The sequence below is a fragment of the Paraburkholderia sp. WC7.3g genome (assembly GCF_050436345.1).
Classification (GTDB): domain Bacteria; phylum Pseudomonadota; class Gammaproteobacteria; order Burkholderiales; family Burkholderiaceae; genus Paraburkholderia; species Paraburkholderia podalyriae.
In genome coordinates this window covers 1-12626 of the sequence record NZ_JBNDMA010000001.1, presented here as the reverse complement: position 1 = coordinate 12626, position 12626 = coordinate 1, and the positions used below count along the sequence as shown (strand labels likewise).

Sequence of the window (12626 nt, the reverse complement as noted above, 5' to 3'; positions counted from 1 at the left end):
GGGCGCGCCAGTATGCATCTGCTGCGCACGACGCCGGGCGGCTTCGTCGACGATACGCAGGGCGTGATCCGCATCGATCAGCAGCCCGCCGATATCGTCGTGCTCAGTTCCGCCGATACCACGCTGTCGCTGCTCGCAAGCGTGGTGCCGCGTCTGGGCGACGGCTTCCCGAGCGTGCGGCTCGCGAACGTCACCTATCTGCGTCAGCCGGCCTCGGTCGATTTCTATATCGACGACGTGTTGCAGCATGCTCGCGTCGTCGTGGTCGATCATCTCGGCGGCGAAACGTATTGGCCGTACGGCATCGAGCAGGTGGTCGCGCTCGCGCAGCGCAAACAGCAAACGCTCGCGATGTTTTCCGGTGACCTGCAGGAAGATCCGAATCTGCTCGCACGCAGCACCGCGAGCGCCGAGCTATGTCAGCAGTTGTGGCGCTATCTGCGCGAGGGCGGCCCGCAGAACGCCGAGGCGTTTTTGCGCTGCATCGCCTATCGCGTGCTCGACTGGGGACGCGAGCCCGAGCCGCCGCGCGCGTTGCCAGCCGCGTCGCTGTATCACCCTGAGCGCGATACGCCGACCATCGCCGACTGGCAGGCGCGCTGGCGGCGGGACGCGCCGGTCGTCGCGATCCTGTTCTACAAGGCGCATCTGCAGGCCGCCAATACCGCGGTCTTCGATGCGATGATCGATGCGCTCGAAGCGCAAGGGCTCAATCCGCTGCCGCTCGCGATCACGTCGTTGAAGGATGCGCTAAGCCGCGATGTCGTGCAGTCGCTGTGCGCGCAGCATGGTGCCGCGCTCGTGCTGAACACGACCGCGTTCGCCGCGTCCGCGATCGACGATCCCGAGCCGCTCGCGCTGGCCGGCGACGCGCCGGTGTTTCAGGTGATCCTGAGCGGCGGCAATCGCGAAGATTGGCTGAAGGACAATCACGGCCTCAATTCGCGCGACATCGCGATGCATATCGCGCTGCCCGAAGTGGACGGGCGCATCATCACGCGCGCGATCAGCTTCAAGGGGCTCGCGTATCGCTGTGCGCATACGCAGGTCGACGTGGTCCGCTATCAGCCCGACCTCGAACGGGTGCGTTTTCTCGCCGAGCTGAGCCGCCGCTGGTGCCGTCTGCGTTCGCTCGATAACACCGACAAGAAGGTCGCGTTGATCCTCGCGAACTATCCGATGAGCGAAGGGCGCATCGGCAATGGCGTGGGGCTCGATACGCCGGCGTCGGTGGTCGGCATTCTGTCGATGCTGCGCGACGAAGGCTATCGTGTCGGCGAATTGCCCGGACACGGCGACGCATTGTTGAACCGGCTGACCGAAGGCGTGACCAACGATCCGGTGGTGCGCGATCTGCGTCCGGCCCTGCAAAGCCTTGCACTCGACGACTATCTCGCGCATTTCAACGCATTGCCGACCAGCGTGCGCGACGCGTTGAACGCGCGCTGGGGCAAGCCCGAACAAGACCCCACGCTGCGGCGCGGTCGCTTCGTGATCGCCGGCTGGCGCTGCGGGCAGGTGTTCGTCGGCATCCAGCCTTCGCGTTCGCGCGAGCAAGGCGACTACGCGAGCTATCACGACGCGGAGCTCGTGCCGCCGCATGCGTATCTCGCGTTCTATTTCTGGCTGCGCCATCAGTTCGGCATCGACGCGCTCGTGCACGTCGGCAAGCACGGCAACCTGGAATGGCTGCCGGGCAAAAGCGTTGCGTTGAGCGACGCGTGCTGGCCCGATCTGATTCTCGGGCCGATGCCGCACCTGTATCCGTTCATCGTCAACGATCCGGGCGAGGGCAGCCAGGCGAAGCGGCGCGCGCAGGCGGTCATCGTCGATCATCTGATGCCGCCGCTTACGCGCGCCGAAAACTATGGACCGCTGCAGGACCTCGAACGCCAGGTCGACGAATACTACGAGGCATTGATGGTCGATCCGCGTCGCGCGAAGCTGCTGCGCCGCACGATTCTGGCGACGATCGTCGAGCATCGGCTGCACGAAGAGTTGAGCCTCGCGGCTCCGAACGGTCAGGACGATGAAGACGCGCTGCTCACCCGCGTCGATGCGTGGCTGTGCGAGCTGAAGGAAGCGCAGATTCGCGATGGCCTGCATACGTTCGGGCAGTCGCCGCGCGGCGTGCAGCGGCGCGATACGCTGCTCGCGCTGGGGCGCTTTCCGATCGGCGATGGACAGCGCGGCAATGCGGGGCTCGTCGACGCGCTGGCGCGCGATCTGCGCATCGATCATCGGTTCGATCCGTTGACCGTGGATTGGGCAGCCGTATGGGACGGCCCACGTCCCGAAGTATTGCAGCAGGTCAGCGACGCACCATGGCGACATTCCGGCGATACGCGCGAGCGGTTGGAGTTGCTCGCGGGCGAGTTGTTGCGCGGCGTGTGCGGTGTCGATTGGGATGACGCGAATGGTTCGCGAGCCGTACCGGTAGCCGACAAAAGTCTGCCGCATGCGGCACAGGTGATCGCGCGCCTGCGCGACGACGTGCTGCCGCGCCTCGACGCCTGCGGTCCGCAGGAAATGACGCAACTGAAGCGCGGCCTCGAAGGACGTTTCGTGCCGCCGGGTCCGAGCGGCTCGCCGTCGCGCGGACGGCCCGACGTGCTGCCCACCGGCCGCAACTTCTATTCGGTCGACACGCGCGCGGTGCCGACGCAAGCCGCGTGGGCACTCGGCTTGAAATCGGCGCAGCAACTGATCGAGCGGCATCTGCAGGAGCACGGCGATTATCCGCGCGCGATCGGCCTGTCGGTCTGGGGCACCGCGACGATGCGCACCGGCGGCGACGATATCGCGCAGGCGCTCGCGTTGCTCGGCGTGCGGCCGAAGTGGGCGCCCGGCAGCCATCGCGTGACGGACTTCGAGATCATGCCGATCGAGGCGTTCGACCGGCCGCGTATCGACGTCACGTTGCGCGTATCCGGTTTCTTTCGCGATGCGTTCGCGAACGTGATGCATCTGTTCGATGCGGCTGTGCAAGCGGTTGCCGAACTCGACGAACCCGCGCAGCTGAATCCGGTTCGCGCGCGCGTGCAGCGTGAACGCGATGCGTTGATCGCGCGCGGCATGGACCCGGCCGAAGCGCGCAAGCGCGCCGGCTGGCGCGTGTTCAGCGCGCGGCCCGGCGCGTACGGCGCGGGTCTGCAACAGATGATCGACTCACGCCAATGGCAGAGCGACGCCGATCTCGCGAACGCGTATCAGGCGTGGGGCGGATATGCGTACGCGCAGAACAGCGCGGGCGAGCAAGCGCATCAAGCGTTTGGCGCCCGCCTCGCGGCGATGGACCTCGTGCTGCAGAACCAGGACAACCGCGAGCACGACGTGCTCGATTCGAACGACTACTACCAGTTTCAGGGCGGCATGGTCGCGGCGGTGCGGCATCTGGCCGGTCAGCAGCCGCGTATCTATCATGCCGATCACAGCAATCCGGCCGCGCCGCGCGTGCGGACGTTGCACGAGGAGATCGCGCGCGTGATCCGCTCGCGCGTGGTCAATCCGAAATGGCTCGACGGCGTGAAGCGTCACGGCTACAAGGGTGCGGCCGAGATCGCCGCGACCGTCGATTATCTGTATGGCTACGACGCGACCGCGCGCGTGATCGCGGATCATCAATACGCGCTCGTCGCCGACGCTTATCTGAATGACGCCGATACGCGCGCGTTCATGCAACGGCACAATCCGCATGCGCTGCATTCGATCTGCGAGCGTTTGCTCGAAGCGATGCAGCGCGGCCTGTGGCAGCAACCGGGCGACTATACCGCGCAGGTGGAAACGCATCTGCTCGCGAGCGAACAGCAGATCGAAGGAAGACAAACATGAATGGAGCGATGCGGGGAGCGGACGACGTTGGCAGCGCAGGCTGTGCGTCGGGCACGGCGCTGCGGCCGGTTTTTCCGTTTGCGGCGCTGATCGGCCAGACCTCGTTGCAGCAGGCGCTGGTGCTCGCGGCGATCGATCCGGGCCTGGGTGGCGTACTGATCAGCGGACCGCGTGGCACCGCGAAGTCGACCGCCGCGCGCGCGCTTGCCGAGTTGCTGCCGGAAGGACGGTTCGTCGATCTGCCGCTTGGCGCGAGCGAGGATCGCCTGATCGGCACGCTCGATATCGAAACCGTGCTGCGCGACGGGTCGGTGCGCTTCTCGCCGGGGCTGCTCGCGAAGGCGCACCGTGGCGTGCTGTACGTCGACGAAGTCAATCTGCTGTCCGACGCGCTCGTCGATGCGTTGCTCGATGCGGCGGCGAGCGGCGTGAATACCGTGGAACGCGATGGCGTGTCGCATAGTCATGACGCGAGCTTCGTGCTGATCGGCACGATGAATCCCGAAGAGGGCGAGTTGCGGCCGCAACTGATCGACCGTTTCGGTCTGATGGTGGAGTTGCAGAATGCGTTCGAGCCGCAGGTGCGGCAAGCGATCGTGAAAGCGCGGTTTGCGTTCGATGTCGACCCCACTGGCTTTCGTGCCGCTTATGCGGCGCAACAGGCTTCGTACGTGCAGCAAATTTGCGCGGCGCGCGCGGCGCTGCCGCTGCTGTCGTTCGATGACGCCGTCCATGCGCGCGTGAGCGCCCTATGCATCGACGCGGCCGTCGACGGCCTGCGCGCCGACCTCGTGATGCTGCGCGCGGCGCGCGCGCTGGCTGCTTTCGAACGGGCGGATGCGGTGACGGTGCGACATGTGGAGCGCGTTGCCGATGCGGTGCTGCTTCATCGGCGGCGTCAGCATGATGCGCCACATGCGAATCAGCGCCAGCAGGAAGGCGAGGCGCGGCCACAGGACGTCGCAGGCAGTGCGTCTGGCCATCCAGCTGCATCCACGACGTCTTCCGCCGACCCCGACTGGGGCTACCTGCCGCCCGAGCCGATGGCGGCTGTGCCTGTCAAAGGCGTGATTCCGCTCGACGCAAAAAAACGCTGAGCCATCGGAAAGGCGCCGCCGCTGACTCGCGCAGCGGTTTTCGATGGCGGCAAGGGGCGGGGGCGGGTTCGCGCGATACATCGCGTGCCGCACCGGGCCGGCGCATCGCATGGCCAGCGACGCTCGCCGCGATGCGCGGGCGCACGCTGCGTCGCGAGCATCTGCGCTTCGTACGCGAAATGCCGCGCGGCGGGGTGCTGCATTGCTTCGTGCTCGATTGCTCCGGGTCGATGCTGGCGGGCCAGCGCCTCGCGCTCGCGAAGGGTCTGCTGATCAGTTTGTTCGACCGTGCGAGTGCGATGCGCGCCGAGGCCGCGCTGATCTGCTTCGGCGGTGCGGGCGCGGACGTGCGCTTCGGCCCCGCCGTGCCGCGCTGGTGGAACGAGCGATGGCTCGCGCCGGTCGGCGGAGGCGGCGGTTCGCCGCTCGCGTCGGGCGTGCGCCGCGCCAAGCAACTGCTCGAGCGCAGCGCGCGGCGACGGCCGGCCCAGCAGCGTTGGCTATGGATTCTGACCGACGGCCGCACGCGCGACGAACCCGCGCGTCCGGCCGGCGCCGATGAAGTCGTATTCGTCGATTTCGAGCGTGGTGCGATCAGGCTCGGCCGCTGCGAAGTGCTCGCCAATGCGTGGGGAGCGCGGCGGTTGACGCTGGAAGACCTGATCGGCTGATCGATGCGTGCGTAGCGTGGTCGGCCCCGCTGCATCTGCATCTGCAGGTGCGTTGCTTCCCAGCCGTACCGCTCATTTCAGACCGTTGGACCAGTGCTGCACATTCTCTTGACGATCGAACACGAACACCTTCATCGCCATCTGTTGAGCGGCATCGAGTTGACCCAGTTCAAGCCCGTGCATGGACGGTTCGCCAGGCGTTTTGCCCTTCTGAACGTTGCGGATCACGGCCGTCGTCTCGATCTGCGAATCGTATTCGGCCGACTTCAGCCGGAACGCTATGCGCAAGCGCTCGCCTAGCTCGCCGAGTGTCCATGGCGCACTCAACGACATGCCGAGCGTGCTGATGCCGTTCGCGAGTCCGAGGCCCTCGTAGGTATCGCCGTCCCCGCCGATGCCAAATCGCACGGGCAGGTGCGTATGGACGCGGATCGATTTGCGCTCGCGTAACCGGCGGACCGCGCCAGGCCGCGACAACACCACATAGTCGAACGGCAGGCGGCAGACTGCTTCGACCGTGCAGACGAAACGGAACACGGCTTGACTCGCGATCGCGACGATCTCGACATTCTCGCCGGGCGTGAGCGGCAGCGGTTGGCCCTGCTGTATCGGCGGCGTGACGAACAGCGCATGATTCGGCGCGAAACCGATGATGCGGCAAGGGTGCATCGTGGCGCCGCTGCCGGGCTGCGAGCGCATGCCGATCAATGCGCCGATCTCGAGGTGCATCTCCTTGAGCGTCAGTTCACCGGCGTGCTCAGGCTGGGCCGTGGGCGCCGGCGGTTGTTGTGCGCTGAGGCCGGGCAGGTCGCCGCGTTGCGGGTGGAAGTGTTGAAACAGGAAGGCACGCTCGTCGGTGGTCGCGAGTGTCGTGGCGCTTGCGAAGAGCAACGTGCCGTCGGCATCGACGATCGGCCACGGTAGGGGCGTGCCTACCGGCACCGTTTCAGGCTCGAGCGCCGGCGATGCAGCGGCGGGCGGCTCTTCATCGACGTGTGCGTCGACGGGATGATCCATATTCGGCGGCTGATTTAAGTTGCGGGATGATCTGGTTCTCGGCAGGGAAGAGTAAAACTTTAATTTTGGGGGAGGGTGGTGGGTTCGAGCTGTGCGCGGACTACTTTGATTTGTCCTTGTTGGGTTTTTGGCAAATTAACTCGGATGTCTAAGCAATTGGAATCTCGCGCGAGGTTGCTCAATTTTTAAGCTCTTCAACTTTTTAAAATAAATGGTGAGAAGGGTATTGACGGGGCACGGGCCGCTCTCCATAATCTCGTTTCTCTGCTGCAGATGCAGCGACGCAAACGAAGCGGTGCCGGTGGTTGTGGTGCAGGTGCTGCGGGTTGGGCGGAACGATCTTTAAAAACTAACAGCCGATAAGTGTGGGCGCTTGATGCGCGGTGCGACGGCGGGTTCTGCGGAACCTGCTGTCAGGCAACAGTATCGAGAAGCCTCACACAGTATCAGAGGAAGGTTGATCTGTCGGAAGACGGATTGATCATCGTCAGTACGTTGAGTGAGCGACCGGTTCAGAGATGGACCGAAAACAGTAACAGGTTTGAACTGAAGAGTTTGATCCTGGCTCAGATTGAACGCTGGCGGCATGCCTTACACATGCAAGTCGGACGGCAGCACGGACTTCGGTCTGGTGGCGAGTGGCGAACGGGTGAGTAATACATCGGAACGTGTCCTGGAGTGGGGGATAGCCCGGCGAAAGCCGGATTAATACCGCATACGCTCTGAGGAGGAAAGCGGGGGATCTTTCGGGACCTCGCGCTCAAGGGGCGGCCGATGGCAGATTAGGTAGTTGGTGGGGTAAAGGCCTACCAAGCCGACGATCTGTAGCTGGTCTGAGAGGACGACCAGCCACACTGGGACTGAGACACGGCCCAGACTCCTACGGGAGGCAGCAGTGGGGAATTTTGGACAATGGGGGCAACCCTGATCCAGCAATGCCGCGTGTGTGAAGAAGGCCTTCGGGTTGTAAAGCACTTTTGTCCGGAAAGAAAGCTCCGGGGCTAATACCCCTGGGGGATGACGGTACCGGAAGAATAAGCACCGGCTAACTACGTGCCAGCAGCCGCGGTAATACGTAGGGTGCGAGCGTTAATCGGAATTACTGGGCGTAAAGCGTGCGCAGGCGGTGCTGTAAGACCGATGTGAAATCCCCGGGCTTAACCTGGGAACTGCATTGGTGACTGCAGCGCTGGAGTATGGCAGAGGGGGGTGGAATTCCACGTGTAGCAGTGAAATGCGTAGAGATGTGGAGGAACACCGATGGCGAAGGCAGCCCCCTGGGCCAATACTGACGCTCATGCACGAAAGCGTGGGGAGCAAACAGGATTAGATACCCTGGTAGTCCACGCCCTAAACGATGTCAACTGGTTGTCGGGCCTTCATTGGCTTGGTAACGAAGCTAACGCGTGAAGTTGACCGCCTGGGGAGTACGGTCGCAAGATTAAAACTCAAAGGAATTGACGGGGACCCGCACAAGCGGTGGATGATGTGGATTAATTCGATGCAACGCGAAAAACCTTACCTACCCTTGACATGTATGGAATCCTGGCGAGAGCCGGGGGTGCCCGAAAGGGAGCCATAACACAGGTGCTGCATGGCTGTCGTCAGCTCGTGTCGTGAGATGTTGGGTTAAGTCCCGCAACGAGCGCAACCCTTGTCCCTAGTTGCTACGCAAGAGCACTCCAGGGAGACTGCCGGTGACAAACCGGAGGAAGGTGGGGATGACGTCAAGTCCTCATGGCCCTTATGGGTAGGGCTTCACACGTCATACAATGGTCGGAACAGAGGGTTGCCAAGCCGCGAGGTGGAGCCAATCCCGGAAAACCGATCGTAGTCCGGATCGCACTCTGCAACTCGAGTGCGTGAAGCTGGAATCGCTAGTAATCGCGGATCAGCATGCCGCGGTGAATACGTTCCCGGGTCTTGTACACACCGCCCGTCACACCATGGGAGTGGGTTTTACCAGAAGTGGCTAGTCTAACCGCAAGGAGGACGGTCACCACGGTAGGATTCATGACTGGGGTGAAGTCGTAACAAGGTAGCCGTATCGGAAGGTGCGGCTGGATCACCTCCTTTCCAGAGTCGAGCATTGCTCGCATCAAGTGCTCACGCTTATCGGCTGTGGTGATGAAAGAAAACGCAGACAGGCTCAGGGGTCTGTAGCTCAGCCGGTTAGAGCACCGTCTTGATAAGGCGGGGGTCGATGGTTCGAATCCATCCAGACCCACCAGTGTCTTGTCTGGTGAGCTGAAGGGCTGGGGCCTCTGGAATAGCTGTGGGACTGGGGGATTAGCTCAGCTGGGAGAGCACCTGCTTTGCAAGCAGGGGGTCGTCGGTTCGATCCCGTCATCCTCCACCAATCCTCAATGCGCAGGGCTCTGCATGAAGGCAGAGCGTTGCGCATTGGCGATTGAGCCAGTCAGGGCGGTATGAGGCACGAGCTTTATATCGGCTGTCGTTCTTTAACAATCAGGAAGAAGTAGTAAGGAGATTCACGAAAGCGTGCCTGGAGATGGGTGTGTGAGTAGGTGAATCAGGGTTGTGATTGTATCGATGTATTTTAAAGGTGATCGAGAGATCGCTTTGGAATACGGCGCAACACGAATACTCAACCTGTAGCGGAACGTGAATGGTCGACTCCTTCGGGAACCTGTCCCCTCCGGGGATGGGACCAGAGTAAGCGCTAAAGCGCTAACACTGGTCGACAGAGACACACCCGTTATAGGGTCAAGCGAACAAGTGCATGTGGTGGATGCCTTGGCGATCACAGGCGATGAAGGACGCGGTAGCCTGCGAAAAGCTCCGGGGAGCTGGCAAACGAGCCTTGATCCGGAGATGTCCGAATGGGGAAACCCACCTCTTCTGAGGTATCCGTAGCTGAATCCATAGGCTACGCGAAGCGAACGCGGTGAACTGAAACATCTAAGTAACCGCAGGAAAAGAAATCAACCGAGATTCCCAGAGTAGTGGCGAGCGAAATGGGAGCAGCCTGTACACGTTATCTGTATTGTTAGTCGAACGCTCTGGAAAGTGCGGCCATAGCAGGTGATAGCCCTGTAGACGAAAACAGCATGGAAGGACTGGGTGTACGAGAAGTAGGGCGGGACACGTGAAATCCTGTCTGAAGATGGGGGGACCATCCTCCAAGGCTAAATACTCGTGATCGACCGATAGTGAACCAGTACCGTGAGGGAAAGGCGAAAAGAACCCCGGGAGGGGAGTGAAACAGATCCTGAAACCGCATGCATACAAACAGTCGGAGCCTCTGCGAAGGGGTGACGGCGTACCTTTTGTATAATGGGTCAGCGACTTACATTCAGTGGCGAGCTTAACCGATTAGGGCAGGCGTAGCGAAAGCGAGTCCGAACAGGGCGTCCAGTCGCTGGGTGTAGACCCGAAACCAGGTGATCTATCCATGGCCAGGTTGAAGGCACGGTAACACGTGCTGGAGGACCGAACCCACTAACGTTGAAAAGTTAGGGGATGAGCTGTGGATAGGGGTGAAAGGCTAAACAAACCTGGAAATAGCTGGTTCTCTCCGAAAACTATTTAGGTAGTGCCTCGTGTATCACCTTCGGGGGTAGAGCACTGTCATGGTTGTGGGGTCCATTGCGGATTACTACGCCATAGCAAACTCCGAATACCGAAGAGTGCAATCACGGGAGACAGACATCGGGTGCTAACGTCCGGTGTCAAGAGGGAAACAACCCAGACCGCCAGCTAAGGTCCCCAAATATGGCTAAGTGGGAAACGAAGTGGGAAGGCTAAAACAGTCAGGAGGTTGGCTTAGAAGCAGCCACCCTTTAAAGAAAGCGTAATAGCTCACTGATCGAGTCGTCCTGCGCGGAAGATGTAACGGGGCTAAGCCATATACCGAAGCTGCGGATGCACAGTAATGTGCATGGTAGGAGAGCGTTCCGTAAGCCTGCGAAGGTGCACTGGAAAGTGTGCTGGAGGTATCGGAAGTGCGAATGCTGACATGAGTAGCGATAAAGGGGGTGAAAGGCCCCCTCGCCGTAAGCCCAAGGTTTCCTACGCAACGTTCATCGGCGTAGGGTGAGTCGGCCCCTAAGGCGAGGCAGAAATGCGTAGCTGATGGGAAGCAGATTAATATTTCTGCACCATTGTGAAATGCGATGGGGGGACGGATCGCGGAAGGTTGTCCGGGTGTTGGAAGTCCCGGTCCTTGCATTGGAGAAGGCGCTTTGGCAAATCCGGGCGCGGGATTCAAGGGTGCGAGGCGAGTCGCTTAGGCGACGAAGCAACTGGAAGGGGTTCCAGGAAAAGCCTCTAAGCTTCAGTTTCACAGTGACCGTACCGCAAACCGACACAGGTGGGCGAGATGAGTATTCTAAGGCGCTTGAGAGAACTCGGGAGAAGGAACTCGGCAAATTGGTACCGTAACTTCGGGATAAGGTACGCCCTCATAGCCTGACTGGCCTGCGCCAGAAGGGTGAAAGGGTTGCAATAAACTGGTGGCTGCGACTGTTTAATAAAAACACAGCACTCTGCAAACACGAAAGTGGACGTATAGGGTGTGACGCCTGCCCGGTGCCGGAAGATTAAATGATGGGGTGCAAGCTCCTGATTGAAGTCCCGGTAAACGGCGGCCGTAACTATAACGGTCCTAAGGTAGCGAAATTCCTTGTCGGGTAAGTTCCGACCTGCACGAATGGCGTAACGATGGCCACACTGTCTCCTCCCGAGACTCAGCGAAGTTGAAGTGTTTGTGATGATGCAATCTCCCCGCGGCTAGACGGAAAGACCCCATGAACCTTTACTGTAGCTTTGCATTGGACTTTGAACCGGTCTGTGTAGGATAGGTGGGAGGCTGTGAAGCGTGAACGCCAGTTTGCGTGGAGCCGACCTTGAAATACCACCCTGATCTGTTTGAGGTTCTAACCCTGGTCCGTGATCCGGATCGGGGACAGTGCATGGTAGGCAGTTTGACTGGGGCGGTCTCCTCCCAAAGTGTAACGGAGGAGTACGAAGGTACGCTAGGTACGGTCGGAAATCGTGCTGATAGTGCAATGGCATAAGCGTGCTTGACTGTGAGACTGACAAGTCGAACAGGTGCGAAAGCAGGTCATAGTGATCCGGTGGTTCTGTATGGAAGGGCCATCGCTCAACGGATAAAAGGTACTCTGGGGATAACAGGCTGATACCGCCCAAGAGTTCATATCGACGGCGGTGTTTGGCACCTCGATGTCGGCTCATCTCATCCTGGGGCTGTAGCCGGTCCCAAGGGTATGGCTGTTCGCCATTTAAAGAGGTACGTGAGCTGGGTTTAAAACGTCGTGAGACAGTTTGGTCCCTATCTGCCGTGGGCGCTGGATATTTGAAGGGGGCTGCTCCTAGTACGAGAGGACCGGAGTGGACGAACCTCTGGTGTACCGGTTGTCACGCCAGTGGCATCGCCGGGTAGCTATGTTCGGAAGAGATAACCGCTGAAAGCATCTAAGCGGGAAACTCGCCTTAAGATGAGATATCCCCGGGGCTTCGAGCCCCTTGAAGGGTCGTTCAAGACCAGGACGTTGATAGGTCAGGTGTGCACGTACAGTAATGTACTGAGCTAACTGATACTAATTGCCCGTAAGGCTTGATCCTATAACCGGTGTGTGTCGGCAGCCGTTAGCGCTTCAGCGCTTATGGATGCCCCACCCTGCGCAAAGCGCAGGGTCTTATGCAGACCACACACGGTTGAGATCAGTGTTGTGCCAGAAACAACACAACCTGCCTTACCCTGGTGAGCATCACCAGAAACTACTTCTTCCAGATTGGCTGTGGCGCGCACCCCGCGACGCAGCAACCCGTCATGCCTGATGACCATAGCGAGTCGGTCCCACCCCTTCCCATCCCGAACAGGACCGTGAAACGACTCCACGCCAATGATAGTGCGGATTGCCCGTGTGAAAGTAGGTAATCGTCAGGCTCCTTACCCCGTCAGAAACCCCACCCCTCGCGGTGGGGTTTTTGCGTTTACACGGCCGATATCGCGCGTTTCATCACT

General features: G+C 60.8%; 4 protein-coding genes, 2 tRNA genes and 3 rRNA genes. 8 read left to right on the top strand and 1 reads right to left on the bottom strand.

The annotated features are described in order from the left end of the window. Positions 1-12 precede the first annotated feature (12 nt). The 3 genes from cobN to OKW43_RS00035 all read left to right on the top strand — a co-directional run bounded on the left by cobN (position 13) and on the right by OKW43_RS00035 (position 5599). Positions 13-3831 carry a cobaltochelatase subunit CobN gene (gene cobN / locus OKW43_RS00045; RefSeq protein ID WP_429444382.1) on the top strand — a complete coding sequence of 1273 codons (3819 nt, stop codon included), beginning with the start codon at positions 13-15 and terminating at the stop codon, positions 3829-3831. Then, a complete protein-coding gene (locus OKW43_RS00040) occupies positions 3828-4928 on the top strand; it encodes an ATP-binding protein (protein WP_429444380.1) in 1101 nt (366 codons plus the stop codon). The genes cobN and OKW43_RS00040 overlap by 4 nt, the downstream gene beginning before the upstream one ends. Before the next feature lie 131 nt (positions 4929-5059). Continuing rightward, positions 5060-5599: a vWA domain-containing protein gene (locus tag OKW43_RS00035; protein WP_429444378.1), complete on the top strand. Its 540-nt coding sequence runs from the start codon at positions 5060-5062 to the stop codon at positions 5597-5599. A 72-nt stretch (positions 5600-5671) separates the two neighbouring features. On the opposite strand, the gene OKW43_RS00030 is transcribed toward OKW43_RS00035, so the two are convergent. Further along, positions 5672-6616 (bottom strand): flagellar brake protein, encoded by a 945-nt coding sequence (locus OKW43_RS00030; protein ID WP_429444376.1) that lies wholly within the window; start codon positions 6614-6616, stop codon positions 5672-5674. Between the two features lie 543 nt (positions 6617-7159). On the opposite strand from OKW43_RS00030, the gene OKW43_RS00025 reads away from it, so the two are divergent. The 5 genes from OKW43_RS00025 (at position 7160) to rrf (ending at position 12548) form a co-directional block, all read left to right on the top strand. Then, positions 7160-8692: ribosomal RNA gene (locus OKW43_RS00025) — 16S ribosomal RNA — on the top strand. 77 nt (positions 8693-8769) lie between these two features. Continuing rightward, positions 8770-8846 (top strand) — tRNA-Ile (locus OKW43_RS00020). Between the two features lie 53 nt (positions 8847-8899). Then, positions 8900-8975: transfer RNA gene (locus OKW43_RS00015), tRNA-Ala, on the top strand. A 366-nt stretch (positions 8976-9341) separates the two neighbouring features. Further along, positions 9342-12223 (top strand): 23S ribosomal RNA (locus OKW43_RS00010). 211 nt (positions 12224-12434) lie between these two features. Continuing rightward, positions 12435-12548 (top strand): 5S ribosomal RNA (rrf, locus tag OKW43_RS00005). The 16S, 23S and 5S rRNA genes sit together here with 2 tRNA genes alongside, the layout of an rRNA operon. Positions 12549-12626: the final 78 nt, after the last annotated feature.